Source organism: Roseobacter sp. HKCCD6576-2, from assembly GCF_013179285.1.
In the GTDB taxonomy this organism is placed as follows: domain Bacteria; phylum Pseudomonadota; class Alphaproteobacteria; order Rhodobacterales; family Rhodobacteraceae; genus Rhodophyticola; species Rhodophyticola oceani.
Map to the genome: position 1 here is coordinate 1,186,684 of NZ_WVNW01000001.1, position 26,528 is coordinate 1,213,211.

General features: G+C 61.6%; 25 protein-coding genes. 16 read left to right on the forward strand and 9 right to left on the reverse strand.

Translation table 11 applies throughout. The annotated features are described in order from the left end of the window. The first annotated feature begins 74 nt into the window (after positions 1-74). The 15 genes from murD to recN all read left to right on the forward strand — a co-directional run bounded on the left by murD (position 75) and on the right by recN (position 16,251). Entirely contained in the window at positions 75-1,478 is a 1,404-nt protein-coding gene (gene murD, locus GTF44_RS05865) for a UDP-N-acetylmuramoyl-L-alanine--D-glutamate ligase (protein ID WP_171558210.1), read from the forward strand. A gap of 70 nt (positions 1,479-1,548) precedes the next feature. Continuing rightward, positions 1,549-1,932: a VOC family protein gene (locus tag GTF44_RS05870; RefSeq protein ID WP_171558212.1), complete on the forward strand. Its 384-nt coding sequence runs from the start codon at positions 1,549-1,551 to the stop codon at positions 1,930-1,932. Positions 1,933-2,049: 117 nt separating this feature from the next. Next, entirely contained in the window at positions 2,050-3,216 is a 1,167-nt protein-coding gene (locus GTF44_RS05875) for a putative peptidoglycan glycosyltransferase FtsW (protein ID WP_171558213.1), read from the forward strand. A 4-nt stretch (positions 3,217-3,220) separates the two neighbouring features. Then, complete coding sequence (gene murG / locus GTF44_RS05880) at positions 3,221-4,324, forward strand: undecaprenyldiphospho-muramoylpentapeptide beta-N-acetylglucosaminyltransferase (RefSeq protein ID WP_171558215.1); 1,104 nt, start codon at positions 3,221-3,223, stop codon at positions 4,322-4,324. Beyond that, entirely contained in the window at positions 4,321-5,721 is a 1,401-nt protein-coding gene (gene murC, locus GTF44_RS05885; protein WP_171558216.1) for a UDP-N-acetylmuramate--L-alanine ligase, read from the forward strand. The genes murG and murC overlap by 4 nt, the downstream gene beginning before the upstream one ends. 109 nt (positions 5,722-5,830) lie before the next feature. Next, positions 5,831-6,082: a DUF2484 family protein gene (locus tag GTF44_RS05890; RefSeq protein WP_171558218.1), complete on the forward strand. Its 252-nt coding sequence runs from the start codon at positions 5,831-5,833 to the stop codon at positions 6,080-6,082. Further along, positions 6,082-6,330 (forward strand): DUF2484 family protein, encoded by a 249-nt coding sequence (locus tag GTF44_RS05895; protein WP_145210539.1) that lies wholly within the window; start codon positions 6,082-6,084, stop codon positions 6,328-6,330. The genes GTF44_RS05890 and GTF44_RS05895 overlap by 1 nt, the downstream gene beginning before the upstream one ends. A 171-nt stretch (positions 6,331-6,501) precedes the next feature. After that, positions 6,502-7,440 carry a UDP-N-acetylmuramate dehydrogenase gene (gene murB / locus GTF44_RS05900; RefSeq protein ID WP_171558220.1) on the forward strand — a complete coding sequence of 313 codons (939 nt, stop codon included), beginning with the start codon at positions 6,502-6,504 and terminating at the stop codon, positions 7,438-7,440. Between the two features lie 104 nt (positions 7,441-7,544). Next, positions 7,545-8,423 carry a D-alanine--D-alanine ligase gene (locus tag GTF44_RS05905; RefSeq protein ID WP_253261181.1) on the forward strand — a complete coding sequence of 293 codons (879 nt, stop codon included), beginning with the start codon at positions 7,545-7,547 and terminating at the stop codon, positions 8,421-8,423. Then, a complete protein-coding gene (locus GTF44_RS05910) occupies positions 8,411-9,307 on the forward strand; it encodes a cell division protein FtsQ/DivIB (RefSeq protein ID WP_171558223.1) in 897 nt (298 codons plus the stop codon). Before GTF44_RS05905 ends, GTF44_RS05910 begins: the two co-directional genes overlap by 13 nt. After that, positions 9,304-10,638: a cell division protein FtsA gene (gene ftsA, locus GTF44_RS05915; RefSeq protein WP_145210527.1), complete on the forward strand. Its 1,335-nt coding sequence runs from the start codon at positions 9,304-9,306 to the stop codon at positions 10,636-10,638. Before GTF44_RS05910 ends, ftsA begins: the two co-directional genes overlap by 4 nt. Positions 10,639-10,828: 190 nt before the next feature. Continuing rightward, on the forward strand, positions 10,829-12,376 hold the full coding sequence (gene ftsZ / locus GTF44_RS05920; RefSeq protein WP_171558225.1) for a cell division protein FtsZ: 1,548 nt from the start codon (positions 10,829-10,831) through the stop codon (positions 12,374-12,376). Positions 12,377-12,621: 245 nt separating this feature from the next. Continuing rightward, complete coding sequence (gene lpxC, locus GTF44_RS05925; protein ID WP_171558227.1) at positions 12,622-13,545, forward strand: UDP-3-O-acyl-N-acetylglucosamine deacetylase; 924 nt, start codon at positions 12,622-12,624, stop codon at positions 13,543-13,545. Between the two features lie 131 nt (positions 13,546-13,676). After that, complete coding sequence (locus GTF44_RS05930) at positions 13,677-14,555, forward strand: outer membrane protein assembly factor BamD (RefSeq protein WP_145210518.1); 879 nt, start codon at positions 13,677-13,679, stop codon at positions 14,553-14,555. Between the two features lie 37 nt (positions 14,556-14,592). Beyond that, complete coding sequence (gene recN, locus GTF44_RS05935) at positions 14,593-16,251, forward strand: DNA repair protein RecN (protein WP_171558228.1); 1,659 nt, start codon at positions 14,593-14,595, stop codon at positions 16,249-16,251. A gap of 135 nt (positions 16,252-16,386) precedes the next feature. Here the strand turns inward: recN and GTF44_RS05940 are convergent, their stop codons facing one another. Then, the gene (locus tag GTF44_RS05940) at positions 16,387-16,845 is read right to left on the reverse strand and encodes an SgcJ/EcaC family oxidoreductase (protein WP_171558230.1); all 459 of its coding nucleotides are present in this window, start codon (positions 16,843-16,845) and stop codon (positions 16,387-16,389) included. A 149-nt stretch (positions 16,846-16,994) separates the two neighbouring features. Here GTF44_RS05940 and GTF44_RS05945 point away from each other — a divergent pair, with 149 nt between their 5' ends. Then, on the forward strand, positions 16,995-18,698 hold the full coding sequence (locus GTF44_RS05945; RefSeq protein WP_145210510.1) for a chloride channel protein: 1,704 nt from the start codon (positions 16,995-16,997) through the stop codon (positions 18,696-18,698). A 15-nt stretch (positions 18,699-18,713) separates the two neighbouring features. Here the strand turns inward: GTF44_RS05945 and GTF44_RS05950 are convergent, their stop codons facing one another. The 8 genes from GTF44_RS05950 to GTF44_RS05985 all read right to left on the reverse strand — a co-directional run bounded on the left by GTF44_RS05950 (position 18,714) and on the right by GTF44_RS05985 (position 26,514). After that, on the reverse strand, positions 18,714-19,055 hold the full coding sequence (locus GTF44_RS05950; RefSeq protein WP_145210507.1) for a DUF427 domain-containing protein: 342 nt from the start codon (positions 19,053-19,055) through the stop codon (positions 18,714-18,716). A gap of 84 nt (positions 19,056-19,139) precedes the next feature. Further along, positions 19,140-20,939: an aminopeptidase P family protein gene (locus GTF44_RS05955; RefSeq protein WP_171558231.1), complete on the reverse strand. Its 1,800-nt coding sequence runs from the start codon at positions 20,937-20,939 to the stop codon at positions 19,140-19,142. Next, positions 20,939-22,816: a cobaltochelatase subunit CobT gene (cobT, locus tag GTF44_RS05960; RefSeq protein WP_171558233.1), complete on the reverse strand. Its 1,878-nt coding sequence runs from the start codon at positions 22,814-22,816 to the stop codon at positions 20,939-20,941. The genes GTF44_RS05955 and cobT overlap by 1 nt, the downstream gene beginning before the upstream one ends. 180 nt (positions 22,817-22,996) lie before the next feature. Beyond that, positions 22,997-23,653 carry a hypothetical protein gene (locus GTF44_RS05965; protein WP_171558235.1) on the reverse strand — a complete coding sequence of 219 codons (657 nt, stop codon included), beginning with the start codon at positions 23,651-23,653 and terminating at the stop codon, positions 22,997-22,999. Between the two features lie 66 nt (positions 23,654-23,719). Further along, complete coding sequence (locus GTF44_RS05970) at positions 23,720-24,133, reverse strand: hypothetical protein (protein ID WP_171558236.1); 414 nt, start codon at positions 24,131-24,133, stop codon at positions 23,720-23,722. Between the two features lie 154 nt (positions 24,134-24,287). Beyond that, positions 24,288-25,220 (reverse strand): threonine/serine dehydratase, encoded by a 933-nt coding sequence (locus GTF44_RS05975; protein ID WP_171558238.1) that lies wholly within the window; start codon positions 25,218-25,220, stop codon positions 24,288-24,290. A 36-nt stretch (positions 25,221-25,256) separates the two neighbouring features. Further along, positions 25,257-25,949, reverse strand: coding sequence for an aspartate/glutamate racemase family protein (locus GTF44_RS05980; protein WP_145210490.1), 693 nt, complete (start codon positions 25,947-25,949; stop codon positions 25,257-25,259). Positions 25,950-26,241: 292 nt separating this feature from the next. Beyond that, positions 26,242-26,514 (reverse strand): hypothetical protein, encoded by a 273-nt coding sequence (locus GTF44_RS05985; protein WP_145210487.1) that lies wholly within the window; start codon positions 26,512-26,514, stop codon positions 26,242-26,244. Positions 26,515-26,528: the final 14 nt, after the last annotated feature.

A 26,528-nucleotide genomic window follows, 5' to 3' on the forward strand; every position in this document is an offset into this window, starting at 1 on the left:
TGTAGAATGTGCAACGGCAAGGCAGCCTTCGGCGCGACGACGAGAGATCAGAATAAGCTGGGGGTGGGGCAGATATGATCCCGGTTCAAGGGTTTGAAGGCGCGACAGTGGCTGTGTTGGGGTTGGGCCGGTCTGGCTTGGCCGCCGCGCGGGCCTTGCGCGCGGGGCGCGCGGAGCCGTTGGTTTGGGATGACGGCGCGGCCGCGCGCGATCTGGCCGAGTCGGAGGGGTTTTCGCTTCGTGACCCATCGAAGCCAGGCGCTTTGGAAGGGGTGGCCACGATGATCGTTTCGCCGGGCATCCCTCATTTGTATCCGGCCCCACACCCGGCCATTTCGGCGGCTTGGGCGGCGGGCGTGCCGGTCGACAATGATGTGGGGCTGTTTTTCCGCTCTCTCGGTTCCGGCGACTGGATGGATCACCCAACCCCGCCCCGGGTGATCGCAGTCACCGGCTCGAACGGGAAATCGACCACCTCGGCGCTGATCCACCACTGCTTGGAAGAGGCCGACATTCCGGCGCAACTGGCGGGCAATATCGGCGTGGGTGTCTTGGATATCGAACCACCCATCGATGGCGAGGTGATCGTGCTGGAGTTGTCGAGCTATCAAATCGACCTGGCCCGTGCCTTGACCCCGGATGTGGCGGTGTTCACCAATCTCTCGCCCGATCACTTGGATCGCCATGGCGGCATGGGCGGGTATTTCGCCGCCAAACGTCGGCTTTTTGCCGAAGGCGGGCCGGATCGCGCGGTGATCGGTGTGGATGAGCGCGAAGGCCAGTATATGGCCAATCAACTGGTCGAAAGCCCGGCTGATGGGCGCTTGATCCGCGTGTCGGGGGCGCAGAAACTGTCTGGTCCCGGATGGGATATCGTGGCCCGCAAAGGCTGGCTCAGCGAAACCCGAAAGGGGCGGCAGGTGGCCTCCATCGATTTGCGCGGCATTCGGGGGTTGCCAGGGGCGCATAACCATCAGAACGCGTGCTGTGCCTATGGCGCTTTGCGCGCGCTCGGCGTCGCACCGAAGGCTATCGAAGCCGCGTTCCATAGCTTTGCCGGGCTACCGCATCGGAGCCAGATTGTCGGTGAGAAAGACGGCGTTGTTTTTGTGAATGACAGCAAAGCCACCAATGTGGATGCGGCGGCCAAGGCACTTGCGGCCTTTCCAAGCATCCGCTGGATTTGCGGCGGGTTGGAGAAAGAGGGCGGGCTGGACGGTCTGAAATCGGCGCTTGGAACCGTTGTGAAGGCGTATGTCATAGGGCGCGAGGCGCAGGGTTTTGCCTTGCAACTGGGCGATGTGCCTCATGAGATTTGCACCGATATGGCGACGGCGGTGGATCGGGCTGCGGCAGAGGCCGCGCCGGGCGAGACAGTCTTGCTCGCCCCTGCCGCGGCGAGTTTTGACCAGTACGACAACTTCGAACAGCGCGGTCAGGATTTTATGGATCACGTCTCCCGTCATCTGGCCGGATAGGGTCGTTTTACAATCCGTGTTAGTCTCTGCCTGAAACCCGTTTCAGAAATCTTTCGGCAGGGAGGTCGATATGGCGGATGTGATCGGTGTGGGCGGCGTGTTTTTGCATTGCGCGGACCCGGATGCGACGAAATCTTGGTATGCGCGTGTCTTGGGGATGGTGCCGAACGATTATGGCGGGTTCGATTTCGGGCATCGCGAGAGCGCAAAGCAGTTTCCCGAAGGGGCGCGGACGATTTTTGCGCCATTTGCGGCGGATAGCGACTATTTCAAACCGTCGACACTGCCGTTCATGCTGAACTTGATGGTTGATGATCTCGACGGAATGCTGGCCCGCGCGAAAGCCGAGGGTGTGGAAGAGTTGCAGCCGCGCGAAAATCTCGAATACGGGCAATTCGGCTGGATTCTAGACCCTGATGGTCGCAAGATTGAGCTCTGGCAACCGCCAAGCTGAGATCGGCCACTCCCCGCCCATGGCTGTTGTTTTGCTGGCCCCGGGCACGATTTCGCGCTAAGCTGCCGCGCAGACCCGGAAAACCGGGCACAATGAGGCAGTATCGGGCGGTATCCCATGACGGAAATGGCGCATGGCACGGTGATCGTGCAATCGGGCGAGGCGATTCTGCCGCGCTGGTGGCGGACAGTGGACCGGGTCACCATTGGGTGCATTTTGGCCCTTTTCGCCATTGGTCTGCTCTTGGGCTTGGCGGCGTCGCCACCTTTGGCAGAGAGAAATGGCCATGATCCGTTTCACTATGTTTTGCGGCAAGCGGCCTTTGGCGGCTTGGCTCTGACGGTGATGGTGATGGTGTCCATGCTGACGCCGATCCAAATCCGCCGCCTCGCAGTTCTTGGGTTTTTCGCGGCGTTTGGGGCCTTGGCGCTCTTGCCGGCCTTTGGCACGGATTACGGGCAAGGCGCGGTGCGCTGGTATTCGCTTGGTTTCGCCAGCGTGCAGCCGTCTGAATTCCTCAAACCCGTCTATGTGATTTTCGTCGCCTGGATGGTGGCGGCCAGCCAAGAGGTCGGCGGCCCGCCGGGCAAGCTGGTCTCGCTGGTTGTGACGCTGACAATTGTTGGCTTCTTGGCGATGCAGCCCGATTTCGGGCAAGCGGCGCTGGTGCTGTTTGCCTGGTGTGTGATCTATTTTGTGGCCGGTGCGCCGATGCTGCTTTTGGGTTTGGTGGGGGCTGCGGTGGCCGTGGCCGGAACGGTGGCCTACTCCAACTCGGAACATTTCGCGCGTCGGATCGATGGGTTCCTTTCGGCAGAGCTCGACCCCAACACGCAGCTTGCCTATGCTACGAACGCAATCCGAGAAGGCGGCTTTTTCGGCGCGGGGCTGGGCGAGGGGGCCGTGAAATGGACCCTGCCGGATGCGCATACGGATTTCATCATCGCCGTGGCGGCGGAGGAATATGGGCTGGTTCTGGTTCTGGTGATCATCGCCCTCTTTGGAGCCATCGCGCTGCGTGGGTTCTTCCGGTTGATGAAGGAGCGGGATCCGTTCATCCGTCTCGCCGGTGCCGGGCTGGTGAGCCTTCTGGCCCTGCAAGCGATCATCAATATGGGGGTCGCGGTACGGCTTCTGCCGGCCAAAGGCATGACCTTGCCCTTTGTGAGCTATGGTGGATCCAGCCTGATCGCCACGGGTATTGCCATCGGTATGCTTCTAGCCCTGACCCGAACCCGTCCTCAAGGCGAAATCGGCGATATTCTTCTGTCGCGGCATCGGTAGGCCTATGACTGCAACCGCTCCACATCTGATCATCGCGGCTGGCGGCACCGGCGGTCACATGTTCCCGGCGCAAGCTCTAGCCGAGGCGATGCTACGCCGAGGGTGGAAAGTGACGTTGTCGACCGATGCGCGCGGTGCGCGCTATACCGGTGGGTTCCCACATGTGGTGGAGGTGCGACAGGTCTCGTCGGCGACATTCGCAAGGGGCGGGCTTTTGGCGAAGCTGGTGACTCCGTTTCGGATTTTGGGGGGCATTCTCTCGGCGACCGCGCGAATGGCGCGGGAGAAGCCCGCGGTCGTGGTCGGGTTCGGTGGGTATCCGTCGATCCCGGCGATGGGGGCGGCTTTGCTCACTGGGCGGCCGCGCATGTTGCACGAACAAAATGGCGTTTTGGGCCGGGTCAATCAGGTCTTCGCCAAACGCGTGGATGTTGTGGCTTGCGGGACTTGGCCAACCGAATTGCCCGACGGCACCAACGCGGTTCACACCGGCAATCCGGTGCGCGCAGCGGTGTTGGAACGCGCCGGGGCTGCCTATATCGCGCCGGGCGACTATCCAATGTCGGTTGTCGTGATTGGTGGAAGCCAGGGCGCGCGCATTCTCTCCGATGTGGTGCCGGAAGCGATTGCCGCTCTGCCTGAGCCGTTTCGCGCCAATATCCGTGTGGCGCAACAGGCGCGCCCGGAGGATCAGGTGCGTGTGGCCCAGGCCTATGCCGAGATGGGGGTCGATGCCGAGGTCGAGCCATTTTTCCGCGATATCCCACGTCGGCTTTCCGAAGCGCAACTGGTCATCAGCCGCTCGGGCGCGTCCTCGGTGGCCGATATTTCGATCATCGGACGCCCGTCTATTCTGGTGCCCTTCGCCGCGGCCGCCGCGGATCATCAGACGGCCAATGCTCGAGCTTTGGTTGAGGCCAATGCCGCGATTTTGATGCCCGAGAGTCAGTTTACACCGGAGAGCCTGGCCCAGCACATCACCGCCATTCTGAACCAGCCAAATGCCGCCTTGCAGATGTCGCTTGCCGCGCTTAGCACCGGGCTTCCCGACGCCACCGAGAGGCTGGCGGTTCTGGTCGAAGAATTGGCAAAGAAAGGTCAGTCATGAACGCCGCCACCAAACTTCCCACCCAATTGGGACCGATCCATTTCGTGGGCATCGGCGGGATCGGGATGTCGGGTATTGCAGAGGTTCTGCTGAACCACGGGTATGAGGTCCAGGGCTCGGATCTGAAAGCCTCGAAGATCACGGAGCGTTTGGGCGGGTTGGGCGCGAAAATCTTCATCGGCCAGAAGGCGGAGAACTTGGAAGAGGCCGAGGTCGTGGTGATCTCCAGCGCGATCAAGCCGGGCAATGCCGAACTCGACGCGGCCCGCGCGATGGGCCTGCCGGTTGTCCGCCGGGCGGAGATGCTGGCCGAGCTGATGCGGATCAAATCCAACATCGCCGTCGCGGGCACACATGGAAAGACCACAACCACAACCATGGTTGCGACACTTCTTGACGCTGGTGGTGTCGATCCGACGGTGATCAATGGCGGGATCATCCACGCCTATGGGTCCAACGCGCGGATGGGGCAGGGCGAATGGATGGTGGTCGAGGCCGATGAGAGCGACGGCACCTTCAACCGGCTGCCCGCGACCATCGCGATTGTCACCAATATCGACCCCGAACATATGGAGCATTGGGGCACCGAAGAGGCCTTGCATCAGGGCTTTCTCGATTTCGTCTCCAACATTCCGTTTTATGGCTTGGCGGTCTGCTGCACCGATGATCCGGATGTGCAAACGCTTGTTGGAAAGATCACCGATCGCCGGGTCCTGACCTTTGGGTTCAATGCGCAGGCCGACGTGCGGGCGGTCAATCTGACCTATGCCAAAGGCGCAGCGCAGTTCGACATCGCGCTCCAGGCCGAAGGGCATGTGATCGAGGGGTGTACCCTGCCGATGCCGGGTGATCACAACGTCTCAAATGCCCTGGCCGCGGTGGCCGTCGCGCGGCATCTGGGTATGAAACAAAGCGAAATCCGCGATGCCCTGGCCGCGTTCAAAGGTGTCAACCGCCGCTTCACCAAAGTTGGCGAGGTGGATGGGGTGACCATCATTGACGACTATGGCCATCACCCGGTGGAGATTGCCGCCGTGTTGAAAGCGGCGCGCCAAGCCTGCGAGGGGCGGGTGATCGCGGTGCATCAACCGCACCGCTACAGCCGCCTTTCGTCGCTTTTCGAAGAGTTCTGCGCCTGTTTCAACGAGGCGGATGTGGTGGCAATTGCCGAGGTATTTGCGGCAGGCGAAGAGCCGATCGAGGGCGCGAGCCGGGATGATTTGGTGGCCGGATTAATCCGCCATGGCCACCGCCATGCGCGCGCGTTACATCATGAGGATGACCTTGAGCGCCTTGTGCGCGAGCAAGCCCGCGCTGGCGATATGGTGGTCTGCCTCGGCGCGGGCACGATTTCCGCTTGGGCCCATGGTTTGCCCGACCGGTTATCGAAGCGTTAACCGTTATGATCGGGCCGGGCTTCCATTCCGTTGATCTGCTCAGAGCTATGGTGCGGGTCTTGGCGTGTGGCGAAGTGGTCCTGCCCAGCCAGAGATCGGGAGCGGCCATATGAGCGTATCCTTGACCTTGGCCTGTTTGTGGGTGCTGGCCGCCGCCATCGTGGCGATGTTGCCGATGCGGCATCAGTATCTTCCGGGCATTACGCTACTGATCCTGTCCGTTCCGCTGGCCGTTTATGTGGCTTTGCAACATGGCCCGCTTTTGGTTCTGCTGGTGGTGTTCGCCGTACTGTCGATGTTCCGCCGCCCCCTAATCTATTTCGCCCGCCGCGCATTGGATCGCTTGAAAGGGGAAACTTGATGCCTTTGTCGCTGACATTGGCATGCCTTTGGGCGCTGATCGCCTGTCTGATCGGGCTTGGGCCGCAGCGGTATCATTGGCCGGCGGCTTGGATACTGATCGCGACCGGTATCCCCCTTCTGGGCTATGTGACCTGGCAACTTGGGCCGTGGTGGGGCTTGGGGCTGTTGTTGGCGGGGGCGTCGATCTTGCGTTGGCCGCTGATCTATTTGGGTCGCTGGTTGCGCCGGGTTAGCGGCAGCCAATAGGTACGCCCTTTCGCTGTCGAACCGCCTGACAAGACAATGAAGTCACCTTTAGGATGCTTTGGCAGCAGCGTATCGAGTTCATAGCGCCTTGCTCGTCACTGTTGGCGCGTTTATCGATGGCCGCATCGGTTCGCCTGTCGCAGGGCGGCGTTTGGAACAGGATGCGCCCGATTGACAAAACTTCCCCAAACTCGTGGCCATTTGACCCTGGCGCGCCCTCTTGCCGATCTCACATGGCTTCGTGTGGGTGGCCCGGCAGATGTGTTCTTCCAACCTGCCGATGAAGACGATCTTGCGACTTTTCTAAGGGCGCTCGATCCGGCGCTTCCGGTTTTTCCGATGGGCGTGGGGTCCAACCTGATCGTCCGCGACGGGGGCCTTCGCGCTGTGGTGATCCGGCTTGGGCGCGGCTTCAACGGGATTGAGACGGGAGAGACCAGCGTTACGGCGGGGGCCGCTGCGCTCGACGCTCATGTGGCGCGGAAGGCGGCGAAGGCTGGGCTGGATCTGACCTTCTTGCGCACCATTCCGGGCTCGATTGGGGGTGCGCTGAAGATGAATGCAGGTTGTTATGGCTCCTATGTCGCGGATCATTTTGTCGAGGCGACAGCCATCCTCAGAGATGGCAGCCGGGTGACACTTGGACCCGATGATATCCATTTCGCCTACCGTCAGACCGACATTCCCGAGGGCGCGGTGATCACCTCCGTTACGTTCCGTGCCGAACCGGGTGATCCCGCCTCGCTAGAAGCCCGCATGGAGGATCAACTCGCCAAACGCGACGCGACCCAGCCCACGAAAGACCGCAGCGCCGGGTCGACCTTCCGTAATCCCGCGGGGTTCAGCTCCACTGGGCGCGCCGACGACATCCATGATCTCAAGGCCTGGAAGGTGATTGACCAGGCGGGCATGCGCGGGGCGACCCGGGGTGGGGCGCAGATGAGCCCGAAACACTCCAATTTCATGATCAACACCGGTACCGCCACCGCAGCCGATCTGGAAGGATTGGGCGAGGAGGTCCGAAAAAAGGTTTTCCAACACAGTGGAATAGAGCTAGAGTGGGAAATTATGCGCGTGGGGGAACCTGCGGGCGACAAACCGTCGGACTAACCGGCGGAAAACAACACCAAACGGGCGTCAAATAAGCCCGGCGGTATATGAGGCAGATCGTGGCGGTGCGTTCGAGCAGAGCACGCCCCACAGTTGCGGTTTTGATGGGTGGCCCCTCGGCGGAACGCGAGGTGTCTCTGTCCACTGGGCGTGAATGCGCCGACGCGCTGCGGGGTGAGGGATATCAGGTGACGGAGCTCGATGCGGGCACCGATCTGCCTGCGCGCTTGGGCGATCTCAAACCCGATGTTGTCTTTAATGCCCTTCATGGCCGGTGGGGTGAGGATGGCTGCGTCCAAGGCCTTCTCGAGTGGCTGCGCATTCCCTACACCCATTCCGGCGTGCTGGCCTCGGCGCTTGCGATGGATAAACAGCGCAGCAAGACCGTGTTTCGGACCCATGGTTTGCCCGTGGTTGAAAGCCTCTTGGCCCCCAAAGCCGACGTCATGGCCGACCATGTGATGACCCCGCCTTACGTGGTGAAGCCGAACAACGAAGGCTCCTCGGTCGGCGTCTATATTGTGCAAGAGGCCGCCAACGGCCCGCCGCAGCTTGAAGACATCATGCCGCCAGAGGTGATGGTGGAAACCTATGCGCCGGGTCGCGAACTCACCACGACCGTGATGGGCGACAAGGCGCTGACCGTCACTGATATTATCACCGATGGCTGGTATGACTATCACGCCAAATACGCACCTGGTGGGTCGCGCCATGAGGTGCCCGCCAATATCCCGAGTCAGATCTTTGATGCATGCATGGACATGGCAGTGACGGCGCATGATGCCTTGGGATGCCGTGGTGTGTCGCGGACTGATTTCCGGTGGGATGAGGCGCGCGGTCTGGATGGGTTGATCATCTTGGAGACCAATACGCAGCCGGGCATGACCCCGACCTCGCTCAGCCCCGAGCAGGCGCAGGTCTGCGGCATGAGTTTCGGGCAGTTTTGTGCCTGGATCGTGGAGGATGCATCATGCGACCGCTGATCGCCCGCCGTGGCCCGGTTCTACCGCCGCGCGATCCCGCGCCGTCGATCTGGTCTTATCGGTTCCAGCGGCTCTGGCTGACGCCGATTTTCCGCTCTTTTCTCCGGGTCGGTCTGCCTGCGTTTGCGGTGATTATGGCCGTGGGATGGTATATGTCAGAACCGGCCAATTGGCGTGCGGTGACGGATCAAGTGTCGGAGGTGCGGCGCGAGATCGAGAACCGGCCCGAGTTTCGCGTGAACCTGATGAATATCGACGGGGCCAGCCCGCAATTGGCCGAAGAGCTCAGGGGGGTCTTGGCGCTGGATTTGCCAGTCTCGTCTTTCGATCTGGACTTGGATGCGATGCGCACCACGCTCGAAGAGGTGCCCGCCGTAGACCGCGCCGAATTGCGCATCCAATCCGGCGGATACTTGGCGGTAACCATCGAAGAGCGTCAGCCGGTTATAATCTGGCAAACCCGCGTTGAGCCTGTCCTGCTTGATGCCGAGGGCAATTATGTGGCCAGCGTTGCCGAACGGGAATTGATCGCACCGCTCCCAATGATTGCGGGGGAGGGCGCCGATTTGGCGGTTGAAGAGGCGCTGGCGCTGATCGAGGCCGCCGCGCCCTTGGGTGAGCGGCTGCATGGGCTGGTGCGGATGGGAGAGCGCCGCTGGGACGTGGTGTTGAGAGACGGGCGGCGCATTTTGCTACCCGCGGAAGACGCCCAGACCGCGCTCGATCGCGTGCTGGCGCTCGATGATGCCCAAGATGTGCTTGGCCGCGATGTGGTCAGGATCGATATGCGCAACCCTGCGCGCCCCAGTTTACAACTGAGCCCCCATGCGCTGACGGAATTGCGCCGGATGCGGGGCATTGAGATCGGAGATGGGAACGGATGAGTATGCTGTACCAGTCACAGCGGGCCATGCGCGCCAAACGCCAGGAAGCGATGCGCCGAGGCGTGATGGCCATTTTGGATATCGGCAGCCACAAGATCGCCTGTCTGGTGCTGCGCTTTGACAGTTCCGATGAGTTTCGGCCCGCTGATGGCGTGGGCGCGATGGCGGGGCAGAGTTCCTTCCGAGTGATTGGGGCCGCGACGACGCGGTCTCGCGGCGTGAAATTCGGCGAAATCGACACGATGCAGGAAACTGAGCGTGCGATCCGGACCGCCGTGCAGGGCGCGCAGAAGATGGCCGCCACCCGGGTGGATCATGTGATCGTCAGCTTTGCAGGCGCGCGACCACGGTCCTACGGATTGACTGGTGAGGTCAGCTTGCAGACCGGCACCGTGACCGAATGTGACGTGGCAAGGGTCTTGGCCGCCTGCGATGTGCCAGACTTTGGCGAAGGCCGCGAGGTTCTGCACGCGCAGCCGGTGAATTTCGCGCTCGACCATCGCACGGGCTTGAGTGACCCGCGTGGCCATGTCGGCAACCGGCTTTCGACGGATATGCATCTGCTGACCATCGATGCGCATGCGATCGAACATATGCTCTATTGCGTCAAACGCTGTGACTTGGAACTGGCTGGTGTGGCGTCGTCGCCTTACGTGGCGGGCATTTCGAGCTTGGTTGAGGATGAACAGGAGCTCGGCGCAGCCTGTGTCGATATGGGTGGCGGATCGACGAGTATTTCGATCTTCATCAAGAAACACATGATTTTTGCGGATACCGTGCGAATGGGCGGCGATCATGTCAGTTCGGACATCTCGCAAGCGCTGCAGATCCCGATCAACGATGCCGAACGTCTGAAAACCCGCTTCGGTGGCGTGGTGGCGACCGGCATGGACGATCGCGAGATGATCGAGTTGGAGGCCGATACCGGCGATTGGCACCATGACCGCCGCGCAATAAGCCGGGCCGAGCTGATCGGGGTGATGCGGCCACGGGTCGAGGAAATTCTGGAAGAGGCGCGGGCGCGGCTCGATGCGGCGGGCTTCGACCATTTGCCGAGTCAGCGGATCGTGCTGACCGGTGGGGCGAGCCAAGTGCCGGGGCTGGATGCGTTGGCGTCGAAGATCTTGGGCAACCAAGTGCGGCTTGGGCGGCCTCTCCGGGTGCAGGGCCTGCCGCAGTCGGCATGTGGTCCGGCATTCTCTGCTTGTGTCGGGCTGTCGCTCTTTGCGGCCTATCCGCAAGACGAGTGGTGGGACTTCGAAGTGCCGGCTGATCGGTACCCGGCGCGGTCGCTGAAACGGGCGGTAAAATGGTTCCGAGACAACTGGTGACCGCAAGATACAGCGGATCGGGCGAAATACCGCCGATCTCTGCCACATTTCCACCATATTTCGTGGTTTTTTGCCAGTTTTCACGTGACGGAGGTCAACGAAACAGGTAATCTCGCATGAAAATGAGGCAGCACATGGCCGAACGGCACAAGACCGGGGCCCTTATCCATGAAACAGGCGGACAGAGCTTATGACATTGAATCTCACCTTGCCGGATGATCAGCCGGATTTGAAACCTCGCATCACAGTCTTTGGCGTGGGGGGCGCTGGCGGCAACGCGGTCAATAACATGATCGACCAATCGCTGGACGGGTGTGAGTTCGTCGTCGCCAATACCGACGCGCAAGCGCTGGCCCAGTCGACCGCCACGGCGCGCATTCAAATGGGCGCGCGCGTCACCGAAGGCCTTGGGGCAGGTGCCCGGCCCGCTGTTGGTGCGAGCGCTGCAGAGGAAAGCATCGAAGATATCGTCGACCACCTGGCGGGCGCGCATATGGCGTTTATCACCGCGGGTATGGGCGGCGGCACCGGCACCGGCGCGGCACCGATCATTGCGCAGGCCGCACGCGAACTTGGTGTTTTGACCGTGGGCGTTGTCACCAAGCCCTTCCAATTCGAAGGCGCGAAGCGGATGCGTCAGGCCGATGAGGGCATTGAGCAGCTTCAAAAAGTTGTCGATACGCTGATCATCATCCCGAACCAAAACCTGTTCCGCCTCGCCAACGAAAAAACCACCTTCACCGAAGCCTTCGCGATGGCCGATGATGTGCTTTATCAGGGCGTCAAGGGCGTTACCGACCTGATGGTACGCCCAGGCCTGATCAATCTCGACTTCGCAGATGTCCGCGCGGTGATGAACGAGATGGGCAAAGCGATGATGGGCACCGGCGAGGCCGATGGCGAAAGCCGCGCGGTTCAAGCCGCCGAGAAGGCGATTGCCAACCCGCTTCTCGATGAGATCAGCTTGCGCGGTGCGCGCGGCGTTTTGATCAATATTACAGGTGGTTATGACCTGACCTTGTTCGAGTTGGACGAAGCGGCCAACCGTATCCGCGAAGAGGTGGACCCCGAGGCGAATATCATCGTTGGGTCGACCCTGGACACGTCGATGGAAGGCAAAATGCGGGTTAGCGTTGTCGCCACCGGCATCGATGCCAGCGAGATTCATCAAGACATTCCCGTCGCCACCCGCCGCAGCCTGCGTGAGCCGGTTGCTGCCCCCCAGGCCGACGTGGAGGAAGACGTCGTTGAGCCGCAGATCGCCGCCGATGCCGCGCAGCCAGAACCAAGCCTGTTTGCTGAGCTGGAACCGGCTGTCGAGGTCGCGGAGGACGATGTGCCAGCTCCTGCCTATCAACCGCAGCCTGAGGTGGCCACATACGCCGCTCCGGCGGCGCAAGCTCCCGCCGCTGCGGCAGAGCCTGAGGCAGAGTTTGTAGCGCCACGTCCGGCCTCAGCCAGTACGCCGTCGCCTGAGGCTTTGGCGCGCCTCCGTGCCGCGATCAACAAGGATGCACCCGTGGCCCAGGCTGCTGCGGACGCCGAAAGCGCTGGCAAACCGCGCTTTGGCATCAACTCTCTGATCAATCGGATGACTGGCCATGGCGAGGACCAACCGACGCCGATTGAGCGCCGCCAACCGCCCGTGGCAAGTCGCCCGGCGCCGGAAGAGACCCAGGTGGACCCGGAACAGGAACGGATCGAAATCCCGGCATTCCTGCGTCGCCAGGCCAACTAAGTCATCACAACAGACAAGAAGAGGCCAGCATCGCGCTGGCCTTTTTTATTTTTAAAACAACTCTTTACCCTATGTTCCCTGCCTAGGTGGCAGAATCTCGCCGAGCCTCACGGGCATTGTTGCAAGCCGACATAAAGGTTGAATTGTCTCTATCTGGCCGGACCGATAGGGAGCAGATTGAACCGATCTACTGTGGATCGAGACCTATGAGCAGATCGTAACTCAAACGCGCAAACGGTGACTTCGTGCAGGCGACCCTTCGTTCCCCTATCAGCTTCGCAGGCTCCGGCTTGCACACCGGGCATCCGGTACGGATGACCGTGCGCCCGGCGGCCGCGCATTTCGGGATTTGGTTTAAGCGCAGCGACATCCAAGATCGAGACAATTTGATCCCGGCCCGGTTTGACCTGGTGCCAGAGAGCCGACTTTGCACGAAGCTGCGGAACGATGTGGGTGTCGAGGTCTCGACGGTTGAACATCTGATGGCGGCATTTGCGGGCTGTGGTATTCACAATGCGTTGGTCGAGATTGACGGGCCGGAAGTGCCGATCCTTGACGGGTCGGCTGCGAAATTCGTGCGAGGGTTCCTGGCGCGCGGTCTTCAGCGGCAGGGCACGCCGATCCACGCGATCGAGATATTGCAGCCGGTAAGCGTGCGCGACGGTGACGCGGTCGCGACTCTCACACCAGCGGATGGGCTCACGATGAGTTTCACCATCGATTTCACCGACGCCGCAATTGGTCGCCAGACACGGACCGCCAATCTGGCCAATGGGCGGTTTGTGCGCGAGCTTTGCGACAGTCGTACGTTCTGTCGTCAGTCGGATGTGGACGCGATGCAAGCCAGCGGCTTGGCCTTGGGCGGTGTTCCGGGCGAAAACGCGGTGGTGTTTGATGGTGATGAGGTCACCAGTCCGGGCGGGTTGCGGCACGCGGACGAAGCGGTCCGTCATAAAATGTTGGACGCACTTGGCGATCTGGCTTTGGCGGGCGCGCCGATTTTGGGTCATTATGAAGGGGAACGGGCCGGTCACATGTTGACCAACCAGCTTCTCAGGGCTCTTTTCGCAACGCCTTCGGCGTACCGCCTGGTGGAATGCACATCGGCGCAAGTGGCCCGGCTTCCGGGTGTCGGGGTGAATGCCGCCGATCTCGCCCACGTTGCTTGAAGCGCCGATGGGCTGCATTCAGGCATTTTGCCCTCAGATTTAATGTGCTAGGACCATGGTCAGACAGGGCAGGCGATCAAGCCTGCCGAAGACGGTGGACGGGGTTGCAGGCAATGTCACGCGGGCGAAGCATGATCGGAACACGCTTGAGATTCGGTGTTGCGATGGCTTTGATTCTGACCTTAGCGGCCTGTGGTGGCGGCAGAGAGGGTGGCGGCTTATTCGGCGGCGGCGGCTTGTTTGGTAACCGCTCCAATGAGGTTCCCTTGGAAGAGTTGGGGGCCGAAGAGATTTTCCAGCGCGCCGAGTTCGAACTGGAACAAGACAATCCCGATGAGGCGGCGCAGCTTTTCACTGAGGTTGAACGCCTACATCCTTATTCTGAATGGGCGCAGCGCGCGCTGATTATGGCCGCCTTCGCGTATCACGCAGATGAGGATTATGAGAACGCGCGCATTGCGGCGCAACGCTATATCGATTTCTATCCCGCCGATGAGGAAGCGGCTTACGCCCAATATCTCTTGGCGCTGAGCTATTACGATCAGATTGATCAAGTGGGCCGGGATCAGGGCCTCACATTTCAAGCCTTGCAGGCTCTGCGTGTCGTGATCGAACGCTATCCCGATAGCCCTTATGCCACATCGGCGATTTTGAAATTCGACCTCGCCTTCGACCATCTGGCCGGCAAAGAGATGGAAATCGGTCGCTATTACCTGCGCCGGGGCCACTACACGGCGGCGATCAACCGTTTCCGTGTTGTGGTTGAGGAGTTCCAGACCACGAGCCACACGCCCGAAGCGCTCCACCGTTTGGCCGAAGCCTACCTATCGCTCGGATTGACGGACGAGGCCCAAACGGCGGCGGCGATCCTGGGTTATAACTTCCAATCGTCGCCCTTCTATGATGACAGTTTCCGTCTGCTCACCGGTCAAGAACTCAGCCCCGAGGCGTCGGGCGAAGGCTGGCTGCGCGACATCTGGCGGCAAACGGTACGGGGCGATTGGCTATAGGATTGGGGCCATGCCCCACCCGGCGGGATGAGAGCTGATGCTGCGCGGTCTCGATATTCGCGAAATGTTAATAATCGATCGGTTGGACCTCGCGTTTCAGCCGGGCTTGAATGTGTTGACTGGTGAGACCGGAGCCGGGAAATCCATTCTGCTCGATAGTTTGGGTTTTGTCCTGGGGTGGCGTGGTCGGGCCGATTTGGTGCGCGCGGGCGCCGCGCAAGGCGAGGTCGTGGCGGTCTTCGATCTGGCACCTGACCATCCAGCACATCGGATTTTGGAAGAGGCGGGGTTGCCCGGCGGCGCAGAGGTGATCTTGCGCCGGGTCAATACGCCAGAGGGGCGCAAGACCGCCTGGGTCAATGATCGCCGCGCGTCGGGCGAGGTGTTGCGCGCGCTTAGCGAGACGTTGGTCGAGTTGCATGGTCAGCAAGATGATCGTGGGCTGCTGGACCCGCGCCAGCATCGGGCCATGCTGGATGCATTTGGCGGGTTGGACGCCATGCGCGATGAGGTTGCGCGCCTCTGGCGCGCCCGATCTGTCGCGGCCAAGGATCTGGCCGCGGCCGAGGCCGCGCTTGCAGATATGCAAGCCGAAGAAGACTTCCTGCGGCATTCGGTTGGCGAATTGGATGCGCTAGACCCGATCCCGGGAGAGGAGGCGGAGCTGGATACCCGCCGCCGCCTGATGCAGGGGGCGGAACGGATGCGCGAGGATCTGAGCAAGGCGTTGTCGGCTCTGGGTCTGGACGGGGCCGAAGGCGCGATGGGCGATGCGGTCCGTTGGCTCGACGGTCTATCCGACCGGGCGGAGGGCGGTTTGGAGGCACCCATCGAAGCGATTGAGAGGGCATTGGTCGATTTGGGCGAGGCGCAAGCTGGTGTGGAGCGGTTTGCGGCGGCCCTGGCCTTCAACCCGGGCGAGTTAGAAGAAACAGAAGAGCGGCTTTTCGCGTTACGAGGCCTCGCACGCAAACATGGGGTGCCGCCCGACGATCTGAGCGGGTTCGCCGATGACTTGCGGGGCCGTCTGGCGGCGTTGGATGGCGGGGCCGGACAGATCGATGTGCTGCTGGCGGCATTGGCCGCGGCGGAGGCCGCGTATGACAAAGCCGCGCAGGCGCTCTCAACGGCGCGGGCAGCAGCCGCCAAGCGGCTGGACGCAGATATGGCTGGCGAACTGGCGCCGCTGAAAATGGAGCGCGCGGTGTTTTCGACGGCGTTGTCCGACGCTGCGCCGGGGCCAGACGGGATCGACACCGTCGCCTTTGTGGTGGCCACCAATCCCGGTGCGCCTGCGGGACCGTTGAACAAAATTGCTTCCGGCGGGGAACTGTCGCGGTTTCTCTTGGCCTTGAAGGTCTGCCTGACCCGGGAAGCGGAAGGCGTCACAATGATCTTTGACGAGATCGACCGTGGCGTGGGGGGCGCGACAGCGGATGCTGTAGGCAAACGCTTGGCAGCCCTTGCCGAGGGTGGGCAGGTATTGGTTGTGACCCATTCACCGCAAGTTGCTGCGCGCGGTGCCCATCATTGGCGCGTGGCCAAAGCTGTGGCCGATGGGGTGACTACGTCGGATGTGAGCCCATTGAGCGAAGATGCGCGCGTGGATGAGGTTGCGCGGATGTTGGCGGGTGACATCGTGACCGACGCTGCGCGCGACGCCGCGAAGGCTTTGCTTCAGACGGGATCTGAGTGATCCGGTTGAGGCCCGTTCCGGGCCACGCTTTTTTCTGATTGGTGCTTTCTGTCGACCTGGGTGTGGGGCATAGGGCATCTGCTGTGTGGCGCGGATGGAGGCCTCCGGCGGGGATATTTGAGAAGCAGAGAAAGTTTACGGATTGCGGTAATCCGCAGGCGTAAGGTGCCCGCCGGTGTTGAGCTGCGTTTCGACGCCGGGCACGATGTCGGTGTTCTGCGCCGAGACGACCTGCCAGCCGCGATCTGTGTGATGGGCGGCGAATGACAGGATCGTGCTGCGTCCTGCTGCTTCGGAACCGTCTGGCGCGCGCTGGCCGGTGAGACGCATTCTGGCGTGGACTATTGCGACATCCGCCGTGACACGACGCGTTTTAACCCGGCCGATTGCGAGGCGGGATTTGGAAAAGAACGTTCGCAACCCATAGTCATGGGCCTTTTCGATGGCCATTCGATCCTCCCACCAGATTCCCACCACATTTACGAAGTCCGCGTCCTCGGCAAAAAAGGCGGCGAGCACCTTAGCATCGCGAGCCATCCAAGCGGCGGCAAAGGCGTTGGGGATATCTTCCGGTGTTTGGGGCAGGGCGGGCATGAACCTATCCATTTCGTGGGGTTTCCAGGCACAACATCCTGATTTAGAACCGAGATAGGCCTGCGCTCAAGCCTTTGGGTGCACGCCGCCCGCTCGTGGTGACATGATCGACCCCGCCGCAGGCGTGCATATCCGACATGGGTTATCAGATGGGGATCTCCCCCTTGTTCAAAGGCATAGGCCCGATTGTCAAAGATCAGCTCGGCAGGTTTTCCGAGACCTGTCGTGGTGGTTGGCAAGTGTTGCGCCAGAAGGGGCCGAGCCAGGTTCAGTTTTGGTTCATCGCCCTGGCCATTGGGATCGCCGCGGGCTTTGCCGCGCTGTTCTTCCGCATGGGGATCAATGCGCTTCAGGAACAGCTTTACGGTGTCGAAGATGTGCGGATGCTGCATAGCTTCGCCGAAAGCTTGCCGTGGTATTGGATTCTGGTGATCCCGGCTCTGGGCGGATTGGCTGTGGGGCTCATTTTACACTGGTTCACGCCGGATGCGCGGGTGCGATCCGTCGCGGATGTGATCGAGGGCGCGGCCTTGGCCGATGGCCGGGTCGAAACCCGCGCCGGGATTGCGTCGGCGCTGGCCTCGTTGATTACGCTTGGTTCGGGCGGGTCGTCGGGGCGGGAGGGGCCAGTGGTGCATTTGGCCGCTGTGATTTCCAGCCAAGTCTCCAATTGGATCAAAGCCAACGGGATCACTGGACGCGACCTCTTGGGATGCGCTGTGGCGGCGGCGGTAAGTGCGTCGTTCAACGCGCCGATCGCGGGCGCGATATTTGCGTTAGAAGTGGTGCTGCGCCATTTCGCTGTGCATGCCTTCGCGCCGATTGTTATCGCCTCCGCCGCGGGTACAGTGATCAACCGGCTCGAATTTGGGAACGTGACGGAGTTCAGTTTGGGCCGTGATGGGGCCTTGCAATTTTATGTGGAATTGCCGGCTTTTCTGATCTTGGGGCTGATTTGCGGCCTGATCGCGGTGGCCTTCATGCGGTCGATTTTTTGGGCCGAGGATATGGCGAGCTTGGTTCAACGTTTGGCGAATATTCCGCGTTGGCTTCGCCCGGCTGTGGCGGGGCTATTGCTGGGTGCCATCGCGATTTGGTTCCCCCACATTATCGGCGTCGGCTATGAGACGACATCCGCCGCGTTGACCGGCGAGTTGCTTCTGCATGAGGCGATCGTCTTTGCGATGATCAAGACCGCCGCCGTGGCCATCACGGTGGGCGGGCGGATGGGAGGTGGCGTGTTCTCGCCATCGCTGATGGTCGGTGCGCTGGCCGGTTTGGCCTTCGGCATCATCGCAACCGGACTTCTGCCCACTGTGTCAGGGTCCGAGACGCTTTACGCGCTGGCCGGCATGGGGGCTGTGGCCGCCGCGGTTTTGGGGGCACCCATATCGACGACCCTTATCGTCTTTGAGTTGACGGGCGATTGGCAGACCGGCTTGGCGGTGATGGTGGCCGTCTCGATGTCGACGGCGTTGTCGTCGCGATTGGTCGACCGATCTTTCTTCCTGACCCAACTGGAGCGGCGCAACATCCATTTGGCCGCCGGACCGCAGGCCTATCTCTTGTCGATGTTCCGTGTGAGCAAAGTGATGCGCCCGATGGATCATGACAATGCCGCATCTGAGGATGCTCTCAACACATTGATGGAGCAGGGCATTTTCACAGATGAAAACGCGACATTGGAGCGGGCCTTGCCGATCTTCGAGCGGACGGCGCTGGATTTCATTCCTGTGGTGCGCCTGACGCCGGGCGACACCTCACCCAGGCTCACGGGCGCTTTGTTCCATGTCGACGCCTTGAAAGCGTATAACCGTGCTCTGGCCGCGACGGCGGCCGAAGAGCACAGCTAACTGGCGCGCGCCCCGTCAGAGCTGTTCGATGGCGACCCGATCTGTGAAGAACGCAAGATGATCTTGGATCTGTTCGACGCCAGCCTTCGGCGCCTCATAGCTCCAAGCCGCGTTCGTCAGTTCTTCGCCCGTGGTCGAGATGGTGAAGTAGGTTGCATCGCCTTTATGTGGGCAATGACTGCTCTTCGCTGTCTGTTCCAGAAACGCCATACCGATATCGTCGCGCGGGAAGTAAATCACCGGCGCATAGCTGCCCTCGGTAAGCTCCAACGCGCGGTCCGTCTCGCCAATCACGGCGCCATCGGCGCGCACCACCCATTTTCCGGGCGCGTTGCGAATTGTAATATGCTCAGCCATGACCTGCCTCCCCTTGCCAGTCTTTTTGTCTGTGAAAAGACCCTTGTCGGGCAGGATGTGCCCTGGGCCTGTAACGGTAATGTGTCAGAGGGGCGCTGTCGCGCGCGCCAGCCACTCGACCACCGGTCCCTCAAGAAGCGGGCTGATCCGGCGGGCCACTTCCTTATGATAGGTGTTGAGCCAGCCGAGTTCCAGAGGCGAAAGCTGATCTCGGTCGATCAGGCGGCGGTCAATCGGTACATAGGTTAGGGTGTTGAAGCAGAACATCTCACGATGTGCATCGCCGCCCTGCGGCGTCTCCGCCTCGGTCACCACCACCAGGTTCTCGATCCGAATGCCAAAGGCCCCCTCGCGGTAGTATCCTGGCTCATTGGAGAGGATCATGCCGGGTTGCAGCGCGACATCGGAGGCGCGTGAGAGGCGTTGCGGGCCTTCATGCACGCTGAGATAGACGCCGACGCCATGGCCGGTGCCGTGATCATAGTCGCGTCCGGCCGCCCAAAGCGGCGCACGGGCCAAAGCGTCAAGATCGCGGCCGGTGAGACCCTTTGGAAACCGCGCCAGATGGATCGCGATCATGCCGCGCAAGACCTGAGTGAAGGCTGTGCGCTCTTCGAGGCCGACCTCACCCACCGGCAAGGTCCGGGTGATGTCAGTGGTCCCGTCTTCGTATTGTGCGCCGCTATCGATCAGGAAAAGCTGACCGGGCAGGAGTGGCGCGTTTGTCTCTTCGGTGACCCGGTAATGCACAATCGCACCATTCGGGCCGGCGCCGGAGATTGTGTCAAAGCTGATGTCTTTGAGGGCGCCGGTGTCGGCCCGGAAGCCTTCCAGCGCTTTGGCACAGTCGATTTCTGTCAATCCGCCGTCCGGGGCCGTCTCGTCGAACCAATGCAAAAACCGCGCCATCGCCGCGCCATCGCGCAAATGCGCCTGTGTTGTCGCGGCTATCTCGGCGGCGGTTTTGCGCGCCTTTGGTAAGAGACAGGGGTCGGCACCGTCCGAGACTTCAATGCTAGCTGCGTCCAACACCAGGCGCACCTGATGTGGCGCCGTAGCTGGGTCAACACGCACCGGGCTGGACAGAGTCGCCAGATCAGCCTCGAAATCGGACCAGTCGCGGAGTGTGATGTCGGGGTCGGGACCCAGACCGGCTAATTTGGTGGGTTCAGAGAAGAGGGTCACATGCCCGGCCGTATCAATCACGGCGAACGCCTGGACAACGGGCAGATGCACCAAATCCGCGCCACGGATATTCAGCAGCCAAGCAATGGAATCCGGCAGGGTCAGAACGGCAGCGGCCTCACCAGCCTCTTGCAGGAGCGCGGCAATCTCGGCGCGTTTCTCGCCAGATGTCTTTCCCGCGAGTTCCGCCGAATAGGCCAGGGCCGCGCCATCGGGACGGTCGGGTTGATCCGCCCAGATGGCATCGATCAGGTTGTCTATCGGGCGCAGTGTGATCTGATGCAGTGCTAGGGCTTTCTCAAGCCGCGTGATCTCGGCGGTTGTGTGCAGCCAAGGATCATAGCCGATGGTCCCGCCGCCCGGCAGCTCGGCGATCAGCCAGTCTTCGAGCTTGGTTTCGGGCCAATCGACCGGCGTGAAGTGATCCGTATCCGTTTGGGTTTTGACCTGCAGCCGGTAGCGGCCATCGACAAAAATGCCAGCGATCTCCGGCAGTACCGCGCAAAACCCGGCGGACCCGGTGAAGCCTGTCAGCCAAGGCAGGCGTTCGTCCCGTGCGGCGACATACTCACCTTGATGCGCATCGGCGCGTGGGACCAGAAATCCATCAACCTCGGCTTCCAGCATTTCTGCGCGAAGCGCGGCGAGGCGGGGTGGGCCCTGTTCGGGCCGGGTGGTGGCGGTGAAACTTTGAAACATCAGCTGGCCCGCTTCATCCCCATGACGCGGGCCCGGGCCCGGGGGTCGGCGTCGAAGAGGCTGGCGAGTTGTTCCGTCATCGCACCGGCCAATTGCTCGACATCGGTGATGGTCACGGCGCGGTCATAATACCGCGTCACATCGTGACCGATGCCGATGGCAAGGAGTTCTACCGCACGGCGTTTCTCCACCATGGCGATCACATCGCGGAGGTGTTTTTCCAGGTAATTCGCGGGATTAACGGACAGTGTTGAATCGTCGACAGGCGCGCCATCCGAGATCACCATCAGGATTTTCCGGGCCTCGGGCCGCCCAATCATCCGCCGATGCGCCCACTCCAGCGCCTCGCCATCGATGTTTTCTTTCAGCAGGCCCTCTTTCATCATCAGGCCCAAATTGTCCCGGGTCCGGCGCATCGGCGCATCGGCCTTCTTATAGATGATGTGCCTGAGATCGTTCAGACGGCCCGGTTGCTGTGCGCGTCCGGCGGCAAGCCAGTCTTCGCGGGCGCGGCCCCCTTTCCAAGCGCGGGTGGTGAAGCCCAGGATTTCGACCTTCACGCCGCAGCGCTCCAGCGTGCGGGACAGAACATCGGCGCAGATCGCCGCGATTGAAATCGGGCGGCCTCGCATCGAGCCGGAATTGTCGAGCAGGAGCGTCACCACCGTATCGCGAAACTCCGTATCTTTCTCGATCTTGAAGCTGAGCGGCGTGGTGGGGTTGGCGACAACGCGGGCCAGACGGCCAGCGTCTAGCGTGCCTTCCTCGAGGTCGAACTCCCAAGACCGGTTCTGTTGCGCCTGCAAGCGGCGCTGAAGTTTGTTGGCCAAACGGCTGACCGCGCCTTTCAGCGGTTCAAGCTGCTGGTCGAGATAGGCGCGGAGGCGTTCCAGCTCCTGCGGCTCGGCAAGGTCTTCGGCGGCGATTTCCTCATCATACTCGGTTGAGAAGACGGTGTAATCCGGGTCGGCCTCGGAGTGCGGCGCGGGTGGAGGCGGCTCGAGCGGGGCCTCTCCATCGGGCAGTTCCTGCTCTTCGGCCTCTTCCATCTCGCCAGTGTCGTCCATTTCGACCTGGGCTTGAGACGCGTCCTGCTGCTCTTCTTGGCTGCGCTCTGGCGCGGCTTCACTGTCTTGCTCGTCGTCATCATCCGCGTCGCCGGTGGAATCGGGCTGCTCTTCCTCTTCGGAACTGGCTTCGTCTTCGCCTTCCGGGTCGGTCTCGTCAGGGTCGTCGCCGAGTTGGTCGCCATAGCCGAGATCATCAATCAGTTGCCGGGCGAGCCGGGCAAAGGCCTGTTGATCGGCGAGGGTGCCATCGAGATTGTCGAGCGTCTCTGCGCAGCGATCTTCGATGAAACCGCGCCAGAGTTCCATCACATTGGCCGCTTCCGGCGGAAGATCGCGGCCCGTGGCCAAATGGCGGATCAGATACCCGGCGGCCGTCGCAAGCGGCGCCTCGGAAGCCTGACGGATTTCGCCATAGCCTTTGCGGCGGGCCTCAGAGCCGATTTTTGCGTCGATATTGGTGGCCGTGCCGGGCATCTCGCGGGCGCCAATCGCCTCGCAGCGCGCGGTTTCCATCGCCTCCATCAGATCGCGGGCCATCTGCCCCTGCGGCGCATAGCGGTTGGCGGTGGCCTGGTTGTGGTATTTGTGGCGCAGCGCCAGGGCGTCCGCGGTGCCGCGGGCGAGCAGAATCTCGTCCCGCGTCATCCGCCGGCTGATCTGCGGCAGGCGCACGCTATCATTGGTCGCACCGGGGGGGTCGACGGAATAGCTCACCGACAATTCTGGGTCATCGGCCAGGACGCGCGTGGCCTCGGCCAGGGCCTTTTTGAACGGTTCGGTGGGGTTGTCGGCGGGTGGCTTGCTCATGGGCGCGAAGATGGGCCAGATCGCGGGCGGTGGCAAGATGCGGCGGGGGGAGAATGGCCGACTCGGCCCGCCCTTCGGGAGGCCTCACCCGGCCATGCTGCCGCGGATCTGTGGCGCCGTTGGTCGGTTGCCATGCGCGGGGCGCTACGGCGCGGTCACTGGGATGCCGCTTGATGTCCGCTATTCGGCGTAGAACCGGTTGATCGCGGCATTGCACGGGGCGGGCAAAGGGCCGAAGACATCCCAATCTGTGAGCGGAATATGCCCGCCGGGACCGCGGCCTTGATCGGCGATGACCTCATCGTGGTCGCCGTCACCTTCGGGCTCCGGAATTTTGAGCTCATGGGTGTAGTCACCAGTGAGGATGTTGATATCGCAGTGGAAATCGCGGGCAGTGAGCCGGTCATAGGTTGAGTAGCTGAACCCTGCGACAACAAACGCATTGTCACGCCAGGCGATGGTCAGCGTTTGGAACCAGGGCGCGCGGCCGATACCGGATTGCTCAGAATGCACCAACAACGAGCCGTTATCGGCCTGCGCAAGAGAGGGCGACATGCCCCACATGCTGCCATTGAAGGCTACGGCACGCGCCAGCAGCAACGGGCCGGTAGCGTCATCGGTTCGCCTGTCGGGGTAGATGACGAGATCCGCGGCATCTGGATCTATCTCTGAGGTCATTAAGATCACGGATTCGCAGCCATTCAGATCGCTGCGAATGTCGAAACATTCGTGATCGATAATGCGCGGCAACAGCGCGGCCTCCGGCGCCGAAAGGCCGTCCGCCCAAACTGGCAAGGGCAGAAAAAGGGCGGCGAGGAACAAACGGATCGGTGCCATGGGCGCAACTTGGAGAGCGACCTGTTGCAAGGCAAGAGGTCTTTTCAAGGCGCGCGGTATCGGTGCCTAGAGTTCGAAATGCGCGGCGCAGCGGCTCACCGCGCTTTGCAGTTCAAGCCCATCATCGGCCAGGTAAGGCGTGCCGGATTCGGTCAGCCGGGGATAGAAACTGGTTCGCCCCAGACTTTCCCAATTGTCGCGCCAAGCGCTTGCGGCCTCGGCGATCTCACCCAATCGGTCCGGGCCGCCTGCAAGATCAACCAATCTTGTGGGCGTTTGGAACCGCGGGGCATTCTCGGAGCCGGTCAATTCGGTCGCGAATTCATAAGCTTGACCGAAGGCCGTCATGACCGCGGCGCAGTGAAAGGCAACACCGGCCTCTCCCGTTCCATCAGCGGGCCAATGAATCGGCGCGGCGGTTGTTGATAGGGGTAGTGATGCCGCCAAACCAATGGCGGCGCAAAGGCGTCTTGCGCGCATCGTATTACCCTTTCCAGTCGTGACACCTGCTCGTTGCGGCAGGATTGGACCCATTGCGGGGCCTGATCAGAAGGGTAGCAAAGCTTCAAACATCGGCAAAATCACGAATTCCCGCAGATATGCAATTTGTCTTGATCAGGCAATGGCGGCGTGGCTAGCCGGTGAACCAATCCACCTCCGCATTGCCGCCACACAGAAGCACCGCGACACGCTCGTCAGGTGCAGGCGTGTAGGCGCCAGAGGTCAATGCAGCCAGCGCGGTTGCGGCTCCGGGTTCTCCGATCAGGCGCGTCGCTTCCCAGAGGCGGCGTGCGGCGGTGTAGACCTCGGCATCGGGCAACACGATCGTGTCTTTGACCCGCTCCATGACAATCTCATAGGGCAGGGCACCGAGCGCCGGACCGCCCAATGAGCCCGCCGATATGCCCGAGGCGGAGACGTCGATATTCGGACCCTCTTTCTGAGACCGAGCGAGCGTATTTGTCCCCTCCGTCTCGACCGATACGACATTCACACGCTCGCCAAACCAGGCCGCGATACCGCCAATCAAACCGCCGCCGCCGACGGCAACCATGATCGTGTCGAGACCGTCCAGTTGCTCTTCGATTTCTTTGGCGACAGTGCCTTGGCCGGCAAGCGTTGGGGCCGTGTCATAGGGATGAACCGCAAGCGCACCGGTTTCGGCCGCGTGGTCGGCATATTGTGTCATGCAATCCGCGACGGATCCGTCGGTTAGGATCACCTCGCCGCCGAAGGCGCGCATGCGGCGGAGTTTTTCCTCCTTAGCAATCGCTTTTGGGACGAAGATTTTCGATTTGTGGCCAAGTTTCGTGGCGGCATAAGCCACTGCCGCGCCGTGATTGCCGCCTGATGCTGCAACCACACCGGCCTCAGGCACCTCACGGCTGAGCAGGTTGTTGAACGCGCCGCGCACCTTGAAGGAGCCGGTGACCTGCGTGTGTTCCAGCTTGACCTGAATTGGATACTCCAGGCCAAGCGCCCCGGGTTCGATGCCGATCATGGGCGTGTGGCGAATATGTGGGGCAATGCGCGTCGCGGCGGCGGTGATTTGGCTCGGGTCTAACATGGAAAAACATGTTCCATGTCCTTGGCTTGCGGTCAATCAGGTGATCTGCCCAAGCGTCAGGTGATCGGCAGCCAAGCGGGCGAGCAAATCTACATGTATGTCGAGCGCATCGATGATGCGGTAACCGGGGTCGTAGCCGTCAAATGCAAGGCCAAGATCGGTGCCAGCCATAACGATCGCCTCGGCGCCTTGATCGTCGATCATCCGGCGACCTTCCTCAAAGAACCGTGCGCGCTGTGCCTCGGTGCAAATGCCGGATACCGCGACATCTTGATAAACTTTGCCGAGCTCCACCAAGTCACATGCGGGTGCGACGGTGCGGGTTTTGGCCATCTGACCGTAAAGGCCGGTGCGCATGACAACCTCCGTGCCGAGCAGGCCGACGGTCTCCAGGCCCTCACTTGCGAAGGCCTCGTCTAGCGGGGTGATGGCGCTGATCAAAGGCAAGGGAGAGATTTTCTCGGTCTCGGCATAACAGAAATGCCCACCAAGAGAGGTGATGGCCGCGCAATCGGCACCTGCCGCTTTGAGACGGTTGAGAAGGTCGAGGTAAATCTCCGCCTGGGCGTGGCGTTGATCGGCGTTGTTGTTCCGGATCAGGTCGTGGACGTCCGCTTGGACGATGGTGAGCTCCAACCGGCTGTCCAGGGTGCGCATTCGCGCCGCGAGCCGTTCGTAATAGACAAGTGTCGCGGCAGGGCCGATGCCGCCTATCAAGCCGATATGCATTGAACATGCTCCTGTTAAGGTCGGTGCATTTCATCAATGCGAAGGTCTGTTCGTCAAATCAGGATTGGTGATGTTCAAGATTTTGGCTGGTGCTGCTGGGGGCGCGCAGCGGTTCCATGTCACCCGCTTCGGATGACGGGGTTTGAGCCCGGCGACAGGGAAGTATCGCAAAATGGCGATTTGTTCTGCCTAGCACGTTCCGGATCAGTCTCATCCGGGCGTAAACCTTCGGCCATCGAAGCGCTCGAGTCGCTCGAAGGAGGCAGTCCCTGCCGCCGGTGCCGGACCGCCGTTAGAAGCTGCTGGCGATCTGTGCTTTCAATGCGTCGCGCAGACCGGCGGCGTCCTTCGAGGCCTTGAGCAGTTCATCTTCCGAGATCTCGGCATGTCCGAACTGGTCAAACGAGAGCCCGACCGGGGCCCGGCAATTCCCACCGCACCCATTGCCGCAGCCATTGCCGGCGGCCAGGGGCGTGGTGGGGTCGTCTAGCCCTTTGAGCAATTCGCCAATGGACATCACGGGAACCTCGCGGATAATCGCGCGAGCTATCTTCTCATGTGGCATATCGATTTCCTCTA

Bases quoted from the DNA above. Each gene is read 5' to 3' on its own strand.
- murD (WP_171558210.1), top strand. From the start codon at position 75: ATGATCCCGGTTCAAGGGTTTGAAGGCGCGACAGTGGCTGTGTTGGGG.
- GTF44_RS05870 (WP_171558212.1), top strand. From the start codon at position 1,549: ATGGCGGATGTGATCGGTGTGGGCGGCGTGTTTTTGCATTGCGCGGAC.
- GTF44_RS05875 (WP_171558213.1), top strand. From the start codon at position 2,050: ATGACGGAAATGGCGCATGGCACGGTGATCGTGCAATCGGGCGAGGCG.
- murG (WP_171558215.1), top strand. From the start codon at position 3,221: ATGACTGCAACCGCTCCACATCTGATCATCGCGGCTGGCGGCACCGGC.
- murC (WP_171558216.1), top strand. From the start codon at position 4,321: ATGAACGCCGCCACCAAACTTCCCACCCAATTGGGACCGATCCATTTC.
- GTF44_RS05890 (WP_171558218.1), top strand. From the start codon at position 5,831: ATGAGCGTATCCTTGACCTTGGCCTGTTTGTGGGTGCTGGCCGCCGCC.
- GTF44_RS05895 (WP_145210539.1), top strand. From the start codon at position 6,082: ATGCCTTTGTCGCTGACATTGGCATGCCTTTGGGCGCTGATCGCCTGT.
- GTF44_RS05905 (WP_253261181.1), top strand. From the start codon at position 7,545: ATGGGTGGCCCCTCGGCGGAACGCGAGGTGTCTCTGTCCACTGGGCGT.
- GTF44_RS05910 (WP_171558223.1), top strand. From the start codon at position 8,411: ATGCGACCGCTGATCGCCCGCCGTGGCCCGGTTCTACCGCCGCGCGAT.
- ftsA (WP_145210527.1), top strand. From the start codon at position 9,304: ATGAGTATGCTGTACCAGTCACAGCGGGCCATGCGCGCCAAACGCCAG.
- ftsZ (WP_171558225.1), top strand. From the start codon at position 10,829: ATGACATTGAATCTCACCTTGCCGGATGATCAGCCGGATTTGAAACCT.
- GTF44_RS05930 (WP_145210518.1), top strand. From the start codon at position 13,677: ATGATCGGAACACGCTTGAGATTCGGTGTTGCGATGGCTTTGATTCTG.
- recN (WP_171558228.1), top strand. From the start codon at position 14,593: ATGCTGCGCGGTCTCGATATTCGCGAAATGTTAATAATCGATCGGTTG.
- GTF44_RS05940 (WP_171558230.1), bottom strand. From the start codon at position 16,845: ATGCCCGCCCTGCCCCAAACACCGGAAGATATCCCCAACGCCTTTGCC.
- GTF44_RS05945 (WP_145210510.1), top strand. From the start codon at position 16,995: ATGGGGATCTCCCCCTTGTTCAAAGGCATAGGCCCGATTGTCAAAGAT.
- GTF44_RS05950 (WP_145210507.1), bottom strand. From the start codon at position 19,055: ATGGCTGAGCATATTACAATTCGCAACGCGCCCGGAAAATGGGTGGTG.
- GTF44_RS05955 (WP_171558231.1), bottom strand. From the start codon at position 20,939: ATGTTTCAAAGTTTCACCGCCACCACCCGGCCCGAACAGGGCCCACCC.
- cobT (WP_171558233.1), bottom strand. From the start codon at position 22,816: ATGAGCAAGCCACCCGCCGACAACCCCACCGAACCGTTCAAAAAGGCC.
- GTF44_RS05965 (WP_171558235.1), bottom strand. From the start codon at position 23,653: ATGGCACCGATCCGTTTGTTCCTCGCCGCCCTTTTTCTGCCCTTGCCA.
- GTF44_RS05970 (WP_171558236.1), bottom strand. From the start codon at position 24,133: ATGCGCGCAAGACGCCTTTGCGCCGCCATTGGTTTGGCGGCATCACTA.
- GTF44_RS05975 (WP_171558238.1), bottom strand. From the start codon at position 25,220: ATGTTAGACCCGAGCCAAATCACCGCCGCCGCGACGCGCATTGCCCCA.
- GTF44_RS05980 (WP_145210490.1), bottom strand. From the start codon at position 25,949: ATGCATATCGGCTTGATAGGCGGCATCGGCCCTGCCGCGACACTTGTC.
- GTF44_RS05985 (WP_145210487.1), bottom strand. From the start codon at position 26,514: ATGCCACATGAGAAGATAGCTCGCGCGATTATCCGCGAGGTTCCCGTG.